Origin of the sequence: Brumicola pallidula DSM 14239 = ACAM 615 (assembly GCF_000428905.1) — a bacterium.
Classification (GTDB): Bacteria; Pseudomonadota; Gammaproteobacteria; order Enterobacterales; family Alteromonadaceae; genus Glaciecola; species Glaciecola pallidula.
The window spans coordinates 57474-74751 of record NZ_KE386814.1 but is presented as its reverse complement, the minus strand read 5'-3'; the positions used below and the strand labels follow the sequence as shown (position 1 = coordinate 74751).

General features: G+C 41.8%; 14 protein-coding genes. 4 read left to right on the top strand and 10 right to left on the bottom strand.

Annotated features, from left to right (window positions below; genetic code table 11):
- Positions 1-50: 50 nt before the first annotated feature.
- From cgtA to rplU, 3 genes are all read right to left on the bottom strand, one after another.
- Entirely contained in the window at positions 51-1229 is a 1179-nt protein-coding gene (cgtA, locus tag G399_RS0111220; protein ID WP_006009809.1) for an Obg family GTPase CgtA, read from the bottom strand.
- 561 nt (positions 1230-1790) lie between these two features.
- Positions 1791-2048, bottom strand: a complete 258-nt coding sequence (rpmA, locus tag G399_RS0111215) for a 50S ribosomal protein L27 (protein WP_006009810.1) — start codon at positions 2046-2048, stop codon at positions 1791-1793.
- Between the two features lie 15 nt (positions 2049-2063).
- Complete coding sequence (gene rplU / locus G399_RS0111210; RefSeq protein WP_006009811.1) at positions 2064-2375, bottom strand: 50S ribosomal protein L21; 312 nt, start codon at positions 2373-2375, stop codon at positions 2064-2066.
- 251 nt (positions 2376-2626) lie between these two features.
- Between rplU and ispB the strand changes: the two genes are divergently transcribed.
- Positions 2627-3598, top strand: a complete 972-nt coding sequence (ispB, locus tag G399_RS0111205; protein WP_006009812.1) for an octaprenyl diphosphate synthase — start codon at positions 2627-2629, stop codon at positions 3596-3598.
- 56 nt (positions 3599-3654) lie between these two features.
- Here ispB and G399_RS0111200 read toward each other — a convergent pair whose 3' ends face one another.
- From G399_RS0111200 to G399_RS0111190, 3 genes are all read right to left on the bottom strand, one after another.
- Positions 3655-3960: a hypothetical protein gene (locus G399_RS0111200; RefSeq protein ID WP_006009813.1), complete on the bottom strand. Its 306-nt coding sequence runs from the start codon at positions 3958-3960 to the stop codon at positions 3655-3657.
- A gap of 231 nt (positions 3961-4191) precedes the next feature.
- A complete protein-coding gene (gene pepQ, locus G399_RS0111195) occupies positions 4192-5517 on the bottom strand; it encodes a Xaa-Pro dipeptidase (protein WP_006009814.1) in 1326 nt (441 codons plus the stop codon).
- 138 nt (positions 5518-5655) lie between these two features.
- Complete coding sequence (locus G399_RS0111190; RefSeq protein ID WP_226988929.1) at positions 5656-7641, bottom strand: lytic transglycosylase domain-containing protein; 1986 nt, start codon at positions 7639-7641, stop codon at positions 5656-5658.
- A gap of 240 nt (positions 7642-7881) precedes the next feature.
- Here G399_RS0111190 and fadB point away from each other — a divergent pair, with 240 nt between their 5' ends.
- Both fadB and fadA read left to right on the top strand, forming a co-directional pair.
- Positions 7882-10041 carry a fatty acid oxidation complex subunit alpha FadB gene (gene fadB / locus G399_RS0111185; RefSeq protein WP_006009816.1) on the top strand — a complete coding sequence of 720 codons (2160 nt, stop codon included), beginning with the start codon at positions 7882-7884 and terminating at the stop codon, positions 10039-10041.
- Positions 10042-10060: 19 nt separating this feature from the next.
- Positions 10061-11221 (top strand): acetyl-CoA C-acyltransferase FadA, encoded by a 1161-nt coding sequence (gene fadA, locus G399_RS0111180; RefSeq protein ID WP_006009817.1) that lies wholly within the window; start codon positions 10061-10063, stop codon positions 11219-11221.
- A gap of 198 nt (positions 11222-11419) precedes the next feature.
- Here fadA and G399_RS0111175 read toward each other — a convergent pair whose 3' ends face one another.
- Genes G399_RS0111175 through G399_RS0111165 form a run of 3 tightly spaced genes read right to left on the bottom strand, consistent with a single transcriptional unit; the run spans position 11420 to position 13139 of the window.
- On the bottom strand, positions 11420-12094 hold the full coding sequence (locus G399_RS0111175; protein WP_006009818.1) for an RluA family pseudouridine synthase: 675 nt from the start codon (positions 12092-12094) through the stop codon (positions 11420-11422).
- 27 nt (positions 12095-12121) lie between these two features.
- Positions 12122-12493: a YacL family protein gene (locus G399_RS0111170; RefSeq protein WP_226988930.1), complete on the bottom strand. Its 372-nt coding sequence runs from the start codon at positions 12491-12493 to the stop codon at positions 12122-12124.
- A 4-nt stretch (positions 12494-12497) separates the two neighbouring features.
- Entirely contained in the window at positions 12498-13139 is a 642-nt protein-coding gene (locus G399_RS0111165) for a M48 family metallopeptidase (protein ID WP_006009820.1), read from the bottom strand.
- A gap of 103 nt (positions 13140-13242) precedes the next feature.
- On the opposite strand from G399_RS0111165, the gene ggt reads away from it, so the two are divergent.
- On the top strand, positions 13243-14955 hold the full coding sequence (ggt, locus tag G399_RS0111160; RefSeq protein ID WP_006009821.1) for a gamma-glutamyltransferase: 1713 nt from the start codon (positions 13243-13245) through the stop codon (positions 14953-14955).
- A 73-nt stretch (positions 14956-15028) separates the two neighbouring features.
- Here the strand turns inward: ggt and G399_RS0111155 are convergent, their stop codons facing one another.
- A complete protein-coding gene (locus tag G399_RS0111155; RefSeq protein ID WP_026843660.1) occupies positions 15029-17185 on the bottom strand; it encodes a molybdopterin-dependent oxidoreductase in 2157 nt (718 codons plus the stop codon).
- Positions 17186-17278: the final 93 nt, after the last annotated feature.

The following is a 17278-nucleotide window of genomic DNA, read 5'->3' as shown; positions in this document are numbered from 1 at the left end:
ATCATCTGTGTATGTCCAATATATTATTCAATGCACGCTACCTTTACTGTCTACTTCTGGTAGATAACTTCGACGTCATAATCGTCATCATCCCAATCTTCATCGTCTAGGTCGGCGTCAGCATCTGTATCGTCGTTTTGACTCTCTAAAACTGCTTCCTCAGGATTGGTATTCCACGTAAACGTCATTTCTTCTTCTTTATTGAACATTTCTTCTTCAGGTGGCAGAGAATCAATGAACTCCATGATGTCTTGACAAAGCACATCAACATTCAGCTTCTGAAAAGCTGAAATTTGGTAGTAATCTTCTTCCCATCCTAATTTCGCAGCGATATCTGCGCATAAAGCATTTGCTTCATCTTCTAACATTAAATCAATTTTATTGAACACTAGCCAGCGTGGCTTTGCAGCTAGCTTCGGACTATATTTATCTAATTCGTTATCAATAGTTAACGCATTCTGAACTGGGTCAGAACCATCTGCTGGCATAATGTCAATCAAATGGATTAATACTCTACAACGCTCGAGGTGCCTCAGAAACTGAATACCAAGCCCAGCACCATCAGAAGCACCTTCAATAAGACCAGGGATATCGGCAACAACGAAACTCGCTTGTGAGTCGAGACGAACAACACCTAAGTTTGGTATCAAAGTGGTAAATGGGTAGTCAGCAACTTTTGGTGTGGCTGCAGAAACCGAGCGAATAAACGTCGACTTACCGGCATTAGGCATTCCCAACATACCTACATCCGCAAGCAGCATTAGTTCTAAAGAAAGTTTACGAATTTCGCCTGGTGTGCCGTCTGATTTGATACGCGGCGCTCTGTTGGTACTGCTCTTAAATCGAGCATTACCCAAGCCGTGATAACCACCTTGAGCAACTTTCATGCGTTGACCATGCTTAACTAAGTCACCCAAAAATTCACCGGTGTCTTTGTCTGCAGCGCGAGTACCAACGGGTACGGCCAAAATTAAATCTTCACCACCGCGACCAGTACAATCGGCACCTTGGCCGTTAGTGCCGCGTTGTGCACGATGAAAACGTTCGAAACGATAATCAATTAAGGTATTCAAGTTTTCGTCAGCTTCGAGATAGACACTACCGCCATCACCACCATCACCGCCATCAGGGCCACCGTTAGGTATGTATTTCTCGCGTCTGAATCCAATAACGCCGTTACCACCGTCTCCGGCTTCTACGCGTATTTCTGCTTCATCAACAAACTTCATATCTTTTTTCTAAACCTGTGGTTGGTGCGCGTCAGCAAGCCAAGTGCAATGCCTTCACACGAAATTACGCTTTAAGTATAGCAGTTTTTGCTGTACCAGTAACTGGTCTTTAAACCAGCTTTAAACTCTAAACAATTCAGCTCTTTATATGCCGCTGTCAAGATCCTTGTACATATCAGTGTCATATTTCATACAAAGTGCTACCGCGTTACAAACATACCTGTTTTTCACAAATAGAGTATAAGATCGGGGCATTAAACAATTAACATATTACTAAAAAACAAAATTGCTAATCAGTGTATGTACAAGCCCCTTTCTCAAAAAAACCGCTAATCTCAAGGATGAAATTACGAACCCTACCATGGATGGATTCGCCGCGTTTTTTTGAGAAAGGGGCTTGTATATAAAATGACGGTTCAATAACCAGCAATACAAAAACACTCGATTATAAATAAATGAGCATATTTTACGCCAGAAAACATCTGCTATAAGCTCCGGGCTAAAGAATTACGCAAAAAAAACCCCGCCGATAGCGGGGTTTTCGATATGCTTTAAACCAGATTAATCAGCAAGAATACTGACAAATCTGCGGTTTTTAGGACCTTTGATTTCAAACTGTACTTTACCCGCTGTAAGAGCGAATAACGTATGGTCTTTACCGATACCCATGTTGTTACCAGGGTGAAACTTAGTTCCACGCTGACGAACAATAATGTTACCAGCTAATACATCTTGGCCGCCGTAGCGTTTAACGCCTAAGCGTTTACTTTCTGAATCGCGACCGTTTTTAGTACTACCACCAGCTTTTTTATGTGCCATGAGTTAGTGCTCCTATTATGCGTTGATTGCAGTGATTTTTACTTCCGTAAACCACTGGCGATGTCCCATCTGCGTACGACTATGCTTACGTCGACGGAACTTAACTACTTTAATTTTTTCGCCACGACCGTGAACAACGATCTCAGCTGTAACTTTACCACCAGCAACATAAGGGGTTCCGATTTTTACATCTTCGCCATTGCTAATCATCAAGATATTATCGAATTCGATTGACTCACCTGGAGCCACTTCAATCTTTTCAAGACGAACGGTTTGACCTTCGGCCACACGGTGTTGTTTACCACCACTTTGGAAAACCGCGTACATATATTTCTCCGCACTGCGCATACAAGCGCTTTTTATTCAAAAAACAGGGCGCGAATTGTACTTTATGGAATCTAATCTATCAAGCACAAAACCGAATTTTATTCTGGGTATTTTCAATTACGTAGAAATAGCCATAATAAGGGAGCAAAATAAGTCTTATTTGCATCAGTTTTGTACATGGCATTATAGATTAATGTACACTACCGCACATCACTTATATTCTTTAACTTTAGGCCCGGTACGAGTTCAATATGGATTTAGCAAGTATTCAATCACTCACTGCATTGGACATGCAGGCAGTTAATAAACTGATTCAAACGCAAGTTGATTCTGACGTTGCCCTTATTAATCAACTCGGTTTTTACATCGTTAACAGCGGCGGCAAAAGATTGCGTCCATTGCTCACGGTCTTGGCTGCTCGGTCCCTCAATATTAAAAACGATGAGCACCACACGTTGGCGGCTATTATTGAATTTATACATACAGCAACACTATTGCATGACGATGTTGTCGATGAGTCGACTATGCGCCGCGGGCAAGAGACCGCTAATGCGGTATTTGGTAACCAAGCGAGTGTATTAGTGGGTGACTTCTTGTATTCACGTGCCTTTCAGATGATGGTTAGCTTAAAACGCATGAGAGTAATGGACATTTTATCTGACGCAACCAACCGCATTGCACAAGGTGAAGTCATGCAATTAATGAATTGCAACGATCCTGACACCACCGAAGCAAGCTATTTAGAGGTTATTTATAGCAAGACGGCGCGTTTGTTTGAGGCTGCAACTCAACTTGCGGCCATACTAACGGATCAAAATGAAGAAATTGAATTAGCAATGCAGGCGTATGGAAAGCATTTAGGCACTGCGTTTCAACTCATTGATGATGTCCTTGATTACACAGCACAAGCAGATGAGATGGGTAAGAATGCAGGTGATGATTTAGCTGAAGGTAAGCCAACATTACCTCTTTTACATGCAATGTGGCATTGTGGAATGGCAGATGCGCGTCTCATTCGAGACGCAATTGAGAACGCAAATGGTATGGCACATTTCGATCATATTTTAAAAGTAATGCAAGCCACTGGTTCACTAGCTTACACACGCGAATGTGCTGAAATTGAAGCTCAAAAAGCGAAAGAGGCATTAACTGCTATTCCTGACAGCGAATTTAAAGAAGCTCTAATTGGACTCGCAGATTTATCCGTTAACAGAAACTACTAATGCTTTTGACGCACTGCATTTTTATCGCCACTTACCACCATAAGCCAGTGGAACTCTTATGTTCGGCGAAACTCTATGTTCGCCCATAAAATTTGGACCGTTGCCGATGTGTCAACTAGCTTCAAATCGCCCATATCATTTATCTGGTTGAGCAGTATGCCAGCAAAAAACGGAATACGCCGGAAATAGGTTTTACCCTCTTTTTGATAAAGATAGTCTTGTGACTTGGCCAAAACAAACAACACGGGTAAACATAGAAAAAACCAGAGTGCCCACTGTGAATAAAAAAATGAAATCATTTGCAATGGCAAGGCGCCGTAAAGAAGTGCAAAAAATGCGCTATTAAGAATAGACCGTTTCATAAAAATCCCTTTTAACACTGCGTCTTCAAATACAATTATGTTGCTTCGTTCAACGCAATGGTTGCAAATAATAGCAGAAATTTTGTGCAGGCAACAGAAAATATAAAAGCTTCTTCACTAAATACTCAGACTCAAAAAAGCCACTTCATAGGCGAATGCCGATTAGTTGGCCTCTTATTCCTTCAGTTACTCGTGTAGCTGTGTATGACAATAAGTTTGCAGATGGCAACGCTAATCGCTTACCAAGCCTAGCTCTCTCGTCATATTTTCATTACGTTCACGGTGCACGATAATATTATCTTCAATACGAATACCACCGAACGGTCTAAATTTATCAACAACGTTCCAATTAATGAATTTAGATTGCTCTGAGCCTTTAAGCTTCGCTAGTAAACTATCGATAAAATACAATCCAGGTTCAATCGTGAACACCTGTTTTGGTTCAATAATACGAGTGCATCGCAAGAAGGGGTGATTTTCTGGCGCCGGATTAGGTGTTCCCCGATCATCCCTAGCATGCCCGGCAACATCATGCACTTGTAAACCCAAGAAATGGCCAACACCATGGGGGAAGAACGTACTTACTATGCCACTTTCTACGCAATCTTCTACCGACAGATTCACAATACCAAAATCATGCAAAATTTGCGCAATACCAACATGTGCAGCCAAATGAATTTCAACATAACTTAAGCCTGGTTTCATTTGTTCGCCTAGCTTGATAGTTAACGCATCCACCGCTTTAATTAAGTCAGTAAACTCATGTTGTTTGGCACAATACGTGCGGGTAATATCAGCAGCATATCCATGGTAACTAGCTCCAGCATCGATTAAAAACGTTTTAAAGTCAGCCGGTGCGACTGAATTTGTTTGCATGTAATGCAGTATGGCTGCGTTTTCATTTAACGCTACAATATTATTATAAGGAAGTTCATTGTGACCTTGTCTTGCTGCGCTGAGGTAGGCATTGTTAATATCGAATTCGCTTTTTTCATCAAAAAACGCAGCTTTTGCTGCTAGATGTGCACCCACCGCGATAGTATTTGCTTGGCGCATGCATTCGAGCTCATAATCTGTTTTAAAGGCTCGTTGCCAGTGCAAATAGTTAAGTACACGATCCGGATTAACTAATTCGAAACCAAGTGCTTTGGCAACTTCAATGTATTCACCTATATAAGCGTATTTTACTTTGTCATACGGCAAGTGTTTTTCGACTGCTTTAGCTTGTTTTAAATACACAATATCAAAATGTTCAACCCAAAATTCTGTTGGCTCAGGAGGCACTTTATGCCAGAAGTCCTCAGGCCGATAAAAAATAAGCTTTGGCTTGTCAGTGCCATTAACTACTAACCAGCAGCAAGGATTATCAACGACTGGAAGCCAGGCTTTAAATTGAGGATTTACTTTGTATGGATAATAGTTATCATCCAAGAACATGATTTTGCCTTGTCCAGAATGAATAATTAAACCGTCGATGCTTTCTCGCTGAATTGCTTCAAGTGTGCGAGCTTGTAAAACCTTTATATGTTCAGCGTAAGATGCAGAGTGACTTAGCATTGGTGTCCTCGTTTAGCGTATGGGTATCAACTTTATTTGGTTGACTTTTACATTATTTTTTGCGCAGTGTGCTTGGTACCATTAGGCTAGCACGCCATCACTTAGATGTCAGCGATATAAAGACAGTGTCAGCTAGTTTTAGTCGCCAACCGTGATCGGAATTTGCATTTGAACTAACTCACCGAAAACTGAATTACCTATTGGTTGTGGTGTTTTTGAATCACTGATTTCAAATAATTGGTGTTGATAAATTTGCTTGTATGCCATGACCGCTTTAACGTAGTTTCTGGTTTCTCTATAGGGAATAGTTTCGATCCATAAGTCTGCACCTACCGTTTCACTGGTCGGCAACCAACTTTTCACCCTACTCCAGCCTGCGTTGTATGAAGCAGTCGCAAGTAGCGTATTGTTGTCTACTTTATCCATTAAATAGCGTAAATACTTATTACCCAATTTAGCATTTGTATTGGGATTCATTAAGGCGCGATTTGACACTCGTTTTTTCTCTAAATACCTAGCTGTTGACGGCAACACCTGCATCAACCCAAAGGCCTTCGCTGACGACACCGCATCGCTCATAAAAGAGCTTTCTCTGCGCGCAATAGCAAATGCCCACTCAGGATCAATTTTATTACGTTGCGCCTCTTTGGTCAGAATATCCGAATAGGCCATGGGGAATCGCCTATTAACATCATTCAAATAACCTGTATTGGTAAAGGTAAATATAGCTTGATCATGCCAACCCCATTGACTCGCAATAACCGCCGATGCTAGCCTTTCCTGATCGTCCAATTGTTGTTGCACAAAGCGCCATTCCAATCTTGCCTCGTGGAATCTCCCTAACTTTTTGAGTTCAAAAGCACGCTTAGCGCTAGGCAGTTGTTTAAGTCGTTCAATCACCTCTTTTTCGATAACCAGAGGCTGATTCTGAAAGTTAAAAGATTGCTCTAACCTAGCACTCGCTAAAAATCCATAGTAATGACGCTCTCCTGCCAATTGCTTGAATAGCTCATTCGCCTTGTAATCATTACCCAACTCAGCATAACTGCGGGCTAACCAATATTGATAGTCATGAGCGCGAGTTAAGGTGGGTGACGCTTTTTCTATCAAGTTTATAATACTCGGCCACTTTTGCTCTTTTAACAATGTGGCCAGATGCCAGCGCAACACTTCCGGATCCTGCTCTAATAACTCTGATTTAATTAGCCAATATTCAGCATCTTGGTGTCTCGATATAGCCATGCTAATTGCAAACCTATTCGCAACATGCGCTTGTTGTTCGTCAGTAAATGTAAATTTCTTCTGTGCTCGTTCCCATGTTTTTATAGACGCAGCTTTATTTCGCCAAATTAGACGCCCTAAACCATAACTGATAATTTCTGTCTCAATATAAGGATAATGGCCTTTAAATACATTCAGTCTCTTTACTGTAGAGGGAGACTTTCTCGTTTTATACCATAAATCAGCGAGGTACTTTTTATCTTCCGGTAATAACGTTCTCAGATAAGCAATAATAGAGTATTGTCCACCATTTGCTGCTTTAGCAATGCGTTGCAAGATTAACTCTTCATTCAATTGACCGTCAGCTTTCCACTTTTTAAATAAAGGATCGCAGTCTTTCGGTTGCGACTTACTGACGTTCCACAAGTCAGCGACTTGCGAATATAACTGATCTTTATTAACATTGTCCTCGAGTTGATAACGCAAATATCGGCACGTTAATTTGATGTCACCCATTGGCGCGTAAAACTCCGTAAATAAGCTTTTGCGGTTTTTCTTCGCAAGGTATCGCAGCCACGGGCGTAAAACACGACGCTCCAGCGGCGTGTCTTTATATTCTTTAAGAAAAGCGCTAACTTGATCGACTTTCTTAGTTGTTAACCCATGCAAAATTTTTTTTTCTATCAAATAAGGGACTAATGGGTAGTCACCTAAGTTGATTATTAACGTTGCAAAATCTTTATCACTGGTGCTCCAAACTTGTTTTTCTATTCGCAAAAATTCAGCACGTTGACTCTCTAATTCTTTTTCTGGTGATCTATTTTCAAGCGAAAAGGCAACATCAGATAAAAACATACCGAATATTAAAAACAAGCAATACATAGTCACTATAACGTTAGACAATGGGGTTTCCGTTGTTGTTAAAAGTTAATTACATTAAACAAACAAAAAAATAACTGGTACAATGAGTTCTTGAAAAATTAGTATTCACAACCGTGTTGATAATCTATCAGAATGTTCTGTATCAATTAATACCACAATATTTGTCAGAACGTTCAAGTATAGTATAAACCACTGCCGAAAAATGGTGGTTAATCTTAACAATTTCTATAATGCATGTTGTAAATGTCACAGGAGAATATAATGATCTTTGAAGGCAAGAGTCTTTCAGTTGTACTGACAGACAACTCAATCGCTGAACTTGTGTTTGATGCACAAGGTTCAGTCAACAAATTCGACCGACAAACGGTTGAGGAACTCAACCAAGCCACAGTTGCTATTGCGGCTTCAAACGACGTGAAAGGCGTACTTGTGCGTTCTGCAAAGAGCACGTTCATTGTGGGAGCGGATATCACTGAATTCCTACCGTTATTTGAAATGGACCCGGTAGATATTCTAACTTGGGTTGCAAAAACGTCTCAAGTATTTGACCATTTTGAAGATTTAGCCGTGCCTATTGTTGTTGCAATAAATGGCTTTGCTCTTGGCGGTGGCTTTGAAATGGCGTTAGCTGGCGATATTCGAGTTGTTGATACAACATCAAGAGTCGGTTTCCCTGAAGTAAAGCTAGGCTTAATGCCAGGTTTTGGCGGAACGGTCCGTCTTCCGCGAGTTATTGGCGCTGATAACGCACTAGAATGGATGACCACGGGTCGTGACCGTGACGGTGCCCAAGCATTGAAGGAAGGTGCTGTTGATGCTGTTGTTGCACCCGAACATTTGCATGAAGCAGGCCGCAGCATGCTCCAAGATGCAATGGCTGGAAAGCTGGATTGGCAAGTTCGTAGGGCTCAGAAAAAAGCACCATTGATGTTAAACGCAAACGAATCAGTGATGAGTTTCTCAACTGCAGCAGCGATGGTAGCAGCGCAAGCAGGCAGACATTATCCCGCTCCACATAAAATGGTAGAAACCATCAGCAAAGCCGCGCGTCTTGACAGAGACGGTGCACTCAAACTTGAAAATGAAGGTTTTGTTGCGCTGGCTAAAACCGATGCTTGCAAAGCACAAGTTGGTATTTTTCTAGCAGACCAATTAGTTAAAGCTAAAGGTAAAAAAGTAGCTAAAGGCGCCACTAAAGAAATCAAACAGCATGCTGTATTAGGTGCTGGTATTATGGGTGGCGGCATTGCTTATCAGGGTGCTGTAAAAGGCATTACCACTATAATGAAAGATATCAACCAAGCCGCTCTTGATCTCGGTTTGAAAGAAGCGTCGAGCATTCTTGAAAAAGGCATGCAGCGCGGTAAAGTTGATGCGAAGAAAATGGCGTCAACACTAAACAAAATCATTCCCACACTTGATCAAAATGCAATCGCCAATGCTGATTTAATTATCGAAGCGGTTGTCGAGAATCCAAAAGTCAAAGCTGCTGTGTTGGCTGAAACGGAAAAGACGGTTGCTGATGATGCCATTATTTGTTCAAACACCTCTACAATTTCTATTAATCAGTTAGCAAAGAGCTTAGAAAAGCCTGAGCGTTTTTGCGGTATGCATTTTTTCAACCCGGTACACAAGATGCCTTTAGTTGAAATTATTCGCGGTGAAAACACCTCGGACGCCACAATTAGCGCGGTTGTTGCCTCAACATTGAAGATGGGTAAAACACCTATCGTTGTAAACGATTGTCCTGGTTTCTTAGTTAACCGTGTTTTATTCCCATACTTCGCAGGTTTTAGCCAATTGTTAATTGATGGTGCTGATTTTACTGCTGTTGATAAAGTGATGGAGAAAGTATTCGGTTGGCCTATGGGTCCTGCATTTTTGCTTGACGTTGTTGGCATGGACACAGCTGATCACGCCTCTAGCGTTATGTCTGATGGCATTCCTGAGCGTATGCAAAAAATTGACAATGACCCTGTTACTTTACTTTATAAAGCAGGTCGATTTGGTCAGAAAAACGGTAAAGGCTTCTATGACTTCTCGTTAGACAAACGTGGACGCCCAGCCAAAAAAGCCTCACCAGAAGCTTACGCATTATTTGAAGGTCATGTGGCTGCAACTAAAGAGTTCGACAAAGAAGAGATTATTGCTCGCGTGATGATCCCGATGGCTAACGAAGCTATTCGTTGTTTAGAAGAAGGGATAGTAGCAAGTGCTGCAGAAGCCGATATAGCATTGCTGTTTGGCTTAGGCTTCCCTCCTTTCAGAGGCGGTATATTCCGTTATATTGAAACCATGGGACTGGCAAACTTTGTAGTATTAGCAGACAAGTACGCAAGTTTAGGTCCAATTTATCAAATTTCAGATGGCGTGCGCGAAATGGCGTCTTCTGGAAAATCTTATTTTTCACAATCAGCCTAATTCACCAGAGGAGATAAAAATGAAAGATGTCGTCGTTATCGATTGTATTCGTACCCCTATGGGACGTTCCAAGGGTGGTGTTTTTAGAAACGTGCGCGCTGAAACTTTGTCAGCGCACTTAATGACAAAATTGGTAGAGCGTAACCCAGGTGTTGACCCAGCTGAAATTGAAGACATTATTTGGGGCTGCGTACAGCAAACCAAAGAACAAGGCTTCAATATAGCTCGAAACGCTCAGTTACTAACGTCAATTCCAAGAAGTACAGGTGCCGTTACTGTAAACCGTTTGTGTGGTTCCTCAATGCAAGCATTGCACGATGCTGCGTCAGGTATTATGTCTGGTCGTGGTGACGTTTACATGATTGGTGGTGTTGAGCATATGGGTCACGTACCAATGGATTTCAATATTGATTTCCACCCTGGTATTGCGAAACATGCAGCGCGTGCTTCGGGCAGCATGGGCATGACAGCCGAATTATTAGGTCGTCAAAATGGCATTACGCGTGAAATGCAAGACGCATTTGCTGCACGTTCTCATCAGCGCGCTCACAAAGCAGCCGTTGAAGGTCGTTGGAATGAAATCGTACCGATTGAAGGTCATGATGCCCATGGCGTATTACGCTTAATTGAGCAGGATGAAGTAATTCGTCCTGAAACTACCGTAGAGGGGCTTGCTAGTTTAAGACCAGTATTTGACCCGGTTAACGGCTCAGTAACAGCGGGTACATCATCAGCGCTGTCTGATGGCGCTTCTGCAATGTTAATCATGTCCGCTAGTCGCGCAAAAGAACTTGGCCTAACACCACGTGCGAAAATTCGTGCAATGGCTGTTGCTGGTTGTGATGCAGCGATTATGGGCTTTGGTCCTGTTCCTGCCACACAAAAAGCATTGAAACGGGCTGGTATGACAATGGCAGATATTCAATTAGCTGAATTCAACGAAGCTTTTGCGGCGCAAGCATTGTCTTGTATTAAGCATTTAGGTTGGATGGATGAATACGAAGATAAAGTAAACTTAAATGGAGGTGCCATTGCATTAGGTCACCCCTTAGGTTGCTCCGGTTCGCGTATTTCAACAACCCTCATTAACTTGATGGAAGCGAACGATAAAGAAATTGGTTTAGCGACTATGTGTATTGGTTTAGGCCAAGGTATCGCAACTATTTTCGAACGCGTTTAAAGGCTTTTAAGCACGAAAAAGGGATGCCAAATGGCATCCCTTTTTTATGTCTATTTAAGCGACCTCACATCGAGAGTAAAACAAAATACGGGTCTATTAATCTGAACATAGACGATTTGTTTACTGCTCCTAAACAGCCCCCCTACATAGTAGTCCTTTGAGAATAGCTGCTAACAGAAAAACGCTAAATAAGCCCCACTAAAAAGGGCAAGCACATTCAGCCATTATCCGTTTTCCCGTTACCGGATGGTCAAATTGTAATTTTTCAGCATGTAACATCAGTCTATTTGCAGCTTTATGAGTTTGTTGTGTGCCGTATAAATCACAACCTAGAATAGGATGGCCAATATGTTGACTGTGAATACGCAATTGATGAGTCCTACCGGTTAGTGGCTCATATCTTACGCGGGTTGATAAAGGGCTTTGTAGTCGTTCAAGGACCTGATAATTAGTTTGCGCTTGTTTGCCATGCTCACCACAAGTTTTTGAGCGAGGAAATAACAAAGGATCTTTGGCTATGGGCATATTAATCTGCCCACTGTCGTCAACCACGTGGCCAGCTAAAACACTAACGTACGTTTTAAACACGCTGCGCAACTGAAATTGCTTAGCCAAATTAGCATTTACTGGCTTATTCAGGGCAATTAGCATAATCCCTGAGGTACCCAAGTCGAGACGATGTACCAAACTGGCGGTAGGGAAAACCTGTACTAGGCGAAAGTGCACTGAATCTTTATTCAATGGATTTTTACCCGAGAGCGATAACAAACCACTGGGTTTATTTATCAATAGAAAATCAGTACTTTTAAATAAAATGTGGATTTTTTGAAAGCATTCTGGCGCAACGAAATTGTCTATAATTGTAGCCGTCACAGAGCACAAATCCAGTCATCTGTTTGCTTAATTGTCAGAAACAAAATCGCTCCACGATTGCAACACTCGGATAAAATCTTCGAGTCCACAACCCGCTATAGACTCCTGATCATAGAATTGTGTTCCCTCTGGCAATTCCTCTGGCGCTTCTAGATCTAAAATTTTCGATCTAACTTCTACTTCATCTGGATCAAGTAATAAATTAATTTCGTTGCCTTGCAGCACAAACTCTTTAATTTGCCGACTTTGTAATTCTTGAATTGCATTAAATATGCCTTCAATCTTGTGTTGATCCGTCCCTAGCTCTTGTGTAAACCATTGGGAAAAAGTCTCACTCCCCATATCAAATTCGGCAACTGGACTGCCTTGTTGATCCCGAATAAATTGATAATTCATCATTGCCTCATGTTTTGTTAATAGCAGATTGACTCATATAAACTTCACCCTTTTCTTCCAAATGGGTTAAATAGACTCTGACATCAAACTCTATTTGATGGTAGTCAGGCAGCATGTGCCGGCAAAGTTGATAAAACGCTTTGTTATGCTCTTTTTCTTTTAAATGTGCAAGTTCATGCACCACAATCATGTTAAGAAATTCATGCGGTGCATTCTTAAATAAAGTACTAATACGGATTTCATTTTTACTCTTTAGCTTACCGCCCTGCACTCTGGATACAAAGCTATGCAAACCTAATGCATTATTTACCACATGAATTTTCTTATCGAATACTATCTTGCTCAGTGGTTGAGACTTTCTAAGATATTGATTTTTCAGATCCATTACGTATCCACGTAGCGCTGCGTCGTTAGGTATGTCGCTAACTGTGGGGTATTTCTGAAGCAAATAATCAGTCAGACGATTTTGCGACAACAGTTGTGCAATTTGCTGCTGCAAGTTAGGAGAGTAGGAAGCTAAATACTTTAAAGAAGACACGATGCTACTATCGGTTATGGATTCGACAATAGTGTACTCCTGAGCCGCCCCACTGTCATCTGCTGGTACCGCTTTTTTGTAATTGAGCCGTTCGCAAATAGTAATATACATGGAGACCCATATGGCTAGTTGCACAGACTAAAATAAGTGTTAATCTTCTGTTGATCCCTATAACTTCAATTCAAGCTGTTTTACTATTCAAGGAGAAGCACTCTTGGCAACAAGCAACCACCGTTTTTCAATCAGTCTCATTCTTTTAGCTACCTTGTGTTTAACCACACTCGGCTGTAGTCAGCCCACATCTGCCCCTAGTGCGAGTGTGAGTGAAACTGCACAAGCGGCTGTAGCGATGCCCGACAGTTACAGTGCCGATGTTGCTAAAAAAATATTGCAAAAAGGCGGTAATGCCGTCGACGCAGCTATTGCGGCGCAATTTGTACTCGCGGTCACATTACCTGAGGCAGGAAATATTGGCGGCGGCGGTTTCATGTTGATTTATAAAGACCAAAAAGCTGACTTTATTGATTACCGAGAACAAGCACCGTTGTCTGCACATAAAGATATGTATTTAGATGAGCAAGGTAACGTAATTCCTTATAAATCTGTTATCGGCGTATTATCATCTGGTATCCCAGGAACAGTAGCAGGAATGTGGTTAGCACATCAAAAGTATGGCAGCTTGCAATGGAAGGAGTTAGTGCAACCTGCGGTTACATTGGCAGAGCAAGGTTTTATTGTGCATCCTAAACTGTCATCTTCTATTACAGAGCATATTGAAGACCTGGAAAAACGCGGATTTGATGTTAATTTTAAGGACTACTTTGGCTCAGCAAAAGCCAATGAAGTATTTAAACAACCAGAGTTAGCTAGCACGCTCGTGCGAATTCGAGATCAAGGTCGAGATGGTTTTTACCAAGGTGAAACCGCAAAAATAATTAGCGACTTTATGCGTAAAGAAAATGGGCTAATTACTGAACAAGACTTACTTTCTTATGAAGCCAAAAGTCGACAGCCCATTAAAACAAAATGGCGTGAATACGAATTGGTAAGCGCTCCGCCCCCTAGTTCAGGTGGTATAGCCATACTACAATGGCTAAAAATGTATGACGTATTAACCCAAGATCCGCCTCAACTAGCGCATAATTCCGCTGCTTACGTGCACTTATTGGCCGAAATCGGTAAACGCGTATTTGCCGATAGAGCAGAATACCTAGGGGACCCTGACTTTGTAAAGGTGCCAGTTGATGACTTAATTGCTGACGACTATATTGCAATGCGCAGCCAAAGTGTCTTGCGCGATAAAATATCGATGACTGAAAGCATCAAACCAGGATTAAAGGAAAGTGAACAAACTACTCATTTTTCAATTATGGATAAATGGGGTAATGCGGTATCAAATACCACAACCATTAACTTAGGCTTTGGCAGCGGCGTAGTCGTGGAAGGTGCCGGCTTTTTGCTGAACGATGAAATGGACGATTTCAGCGCTAAACCAGGGGTAGCTAACGTATTTGGCGCCGTAGGCGGTCAAGCCAATGAAATTCAACCGCAAAAGCGCATGCTGTCATCGATGACACCTAGTATGGTGTTAGAAGACAATAAAGTCGTTATGGTAACCGGCTCTCCCGGCGGCACTACCATCATCAGCTCGGTGTATTTATCTATATTGAATGCATTGGAGTTTGGCATGAGCGCACAAGATGTTGTAGACCAACCTCGGTTTCATCATCAATTGTTACCCAAAAACGAAATTCGATATCATGAAGGCCTTGATGAAGAAGTCATCAGCCAGCTTGAAGAAATGGGCTACATCATGCATCAAAGTAGCTTCGGTGATATGCACATCATTCTACATACTCGCGATGAACTAGAAGCGGCCTCGGAATCATCTGGACGCGGTCAATCCGTTGTTTTTACGGTTGAATAAACCGCGTTAAAACACAACATAATTTTGCGTTGTAAGTCTATTTAGATACTTGATTGGGTAAGCGTTATATACGCTAGACGCTTGCCTCTATCCAAACTGGCACTCCATTCAGCACTGCATTGCCAGACAATTCATCGACCACCATTTCATCCGTTAAGTCATTCACACTGACGCCTGCATGTTGCTCTGCGGTTTTCCAACGCATACCTTTCTTACTGTGTCCCCATCCATGCGGAATAGAAATAACACCAGGCATGATTTTATGTGTAATTTCTGCCGGCAAACTGATTTCACCTACACGTGATTTTACGTTTATCATTTGTTTGTCTTGTATTGCAAATTTAACCGCATCGTCAGGGTGAATTTGTGCAGTGCAGCGAGACAGCCCATTATTAGTCCCTTTGACCATACGCTTGCTATTATGCAGCCACGAGTTATTCGTTTTTAAATGGCGACGACCAATCAGCTGCAGACTGTCATCATCTGGCAAGTCAATCTCAAAAAAGTGTTTATTTACACGCGTTAGGTCGGGCATAAAATAATCAAAACTCATGTCGATTTTCTTATCATTATGGAAAATTGCATCAGGCAAATCAGCTTGCAATGGCCCTAAGTCAATACCATGCGGTAAATCTAACAATGTCGCAATGCTAATAGGTTTACCTGCATGCTGGTAACGCCCCATTTGCAACATATCATCAACTACGCCTGTTGGCTTTTTGTCCCACAGCAATTGATACTTATCAGTAGGTAAGCCATTGAGCTTGTCGAGTCGCTCAGCTAGGCCCAGATATATTTGCCAATCGGTCTTACTGTTTGCTTCTGGTGGGAATATGGCAGGCGAATATTTAGTGCTGTTACGAACCGCAAAATTATGGAAAACAATATCATAGTGGTCTCGTTCAAGTGCCGTCACCGGCGGTAGTATAATATTTGCGTGTCTAGTGGTTTCAGTCATGTAAAAATCAACGGCGACCACAAAGTCTAAATTTTCAAATGCCGCATCAAGCTGCTGTCCGTTTGGTGTAGTAAGAACTGGGTTTCCTGCGCCAATAACCATTGCTTTGATTTGACCTTCACCGGGTGTTGTCATTTCTTCAGCTAAGGCCGAAACAGGAAATTCGCCAGCAAAAGCAGGAAGTTTACGTACCCGAGTATGAAAGTTACCAATTGAGCCACGACCCGAATGGGGTAAAAAGTCTGCAGCCGGCTGCGTAAACATCATGCCACCAGGCTTATCTAAGTTGCCAGTTAACATGTTGAACAACATAATTAAATATTGTGTCAACGTGCCAAATGCTTGTACGCTTGCGCCCATTCGGCCATAACAAACTGCCGATTCTGCAGCACAAAAATCACTTACTAACTGTTCAATTTGAGCCGCTGTCATCCCTATTTTAGTTGCCACTTTATGCGGGGTATAGGGCAATACGTAATCCTTAACGTCTAATAACTGGGGTGCAAATTCAAGCAGTCGAGCAGGTGCTTCTTTATTCGTAGCAAACAAAGTATTGATCATTGCCAATAACAGCAGTGCGTCGGTGCCTGGTTTAATGAAATAATGTTCACTGCTCATGTCCGCTGTTTCAGACTGTTTAGGGTCAACAACAACCACTTTACCTTGTCTACTTTGAATGGCTTTTAATCGGCGCTTGATATGCGGAACAGTCATAATGCTGCCATTTGATGCTAAAGGATTGCCACCAATAATCATAAAATATTGGGTACGATCAATATCAGGAATAGGAATTTGTGATTGATGCCCAAATAGCTTTCGACTCACAATATGATGCGGAAGCTGATCAACTGACGTCGCAGAAAAACGACTGTGTGACTGCAATGCGCGATAAAAGTAAGGGCCATATAAAATAGACCCCATATTATGTGCGTTGGGGTTACCTAAATAAGTCGCTACGGATTCAACTCCATACTTTTGCTGAATTTCAAACAGGCCATTCGCCACTTTATCTAGGGCATCGTCCCATGAAATTTCTTGCCAGCCAGACGTTGTTTTCTCTAACGGCATTTTAATTCTGTCAGGATCATCATATAGGTCTTTTAACGCCATCGCTTTAGGACAAACATGACCTTCACTAAATGGATTTTTTTTGTCGCCTACAATAGACAGTATTTCACGATTTATCGTGGTGACTTCAATACCACACATAGCCTCACACAAGGTACAGGTAGAATAATGTTTTTGTTCAATTGATACTGCAGTTGACGTCATGTTCATTGCCAATGTAAGTGATTATGAACATAAATTAGCGGGTAAGCGGATTATACACAAGCATCATTGATATTTATGGGCGCATCTTGCAAA

What these genes read in the sequence shown, in the direction of transcription:
- fadA (WP_006009817.1), top strand. Translation starts at nt 10,061, where the DNA reads ATGAAAGATGTCGTCGTTATCGATTGTATTCGTACCCCTATGGGACGT.
- cgtA (WP_006009809.1), bottom strand. Translation starts at nt 1,229, where the DNA reads ATGAAGTTTGTTGATGAAGCAGAAATACGCGTAGAAGCCGGAGACGGT.
- G399_RS0111200 (WP_006009813.1), bottom strand. Translation starts at nt 3,960, where the DNA reads ATGAAACGGTCTATTCTTAATAGCGCATTTTTTGCACTTCTTTACGGC.
- rpmA (WP_006009810.1), bottom strand. Translation starts at nt 2,048, where the DNA reads ATGGCACATAAAAAAGCTGGTGGTAGTACTAAAAACGGTCGCGATTCA.
- ispB (WP_006009812.1), top strand. Translation starts at nt 2,627, where the DNA reads ATGGATTTAGCAAGTATTCAATCACTCACTGCATTGGACATGCAGGCA.
- rplU (WP_006009811.1), bottom strand. Translation starts at nt 2,375, where the DNA reads ATGTACGCGGTTTTCCAAAGTGGTGGTAAACAACACCGTGTGGCCGAA.
- G399_RS0111170 (WP_226988930.1), bottom strand. Translation starts at nt 12,493, where the DNA reads ATGATGAATTATCAATTTATTCGGGATCAACAAGGCAGTCCAGTTGCC.
- pepQ (WP_006009814.1), bottom strand. Translation starts at nt 5,517, where the DNA reads ATGCTAAGTCACTCTGCATCTTACGCTGAACATATAAAGGTTTTACAA.
- fadB (WP_006009816.1), top strand. Translation starts at nt 7,882, where the DNA reads ATGATCTTTGAAGGCAAGAGTCTTTCAGTTGTACTGACAGACAACTCA.
- G399_RS0111155 (WP_026843660.1), bottom strand. Translation starts at nt 17,185, where the DNA reads ATGACGTCAACTGCAGTATCAATTGAACAAAAACATTATTCTACCTGT.
- G399_RS0111165 (WP_006009820.1), bottom strand. Translation starts at nt 13,139, where the DNA reads ATGTATATTACTATTTGCGAACGGCTCAATTACAAAAAAGCGGTACCA.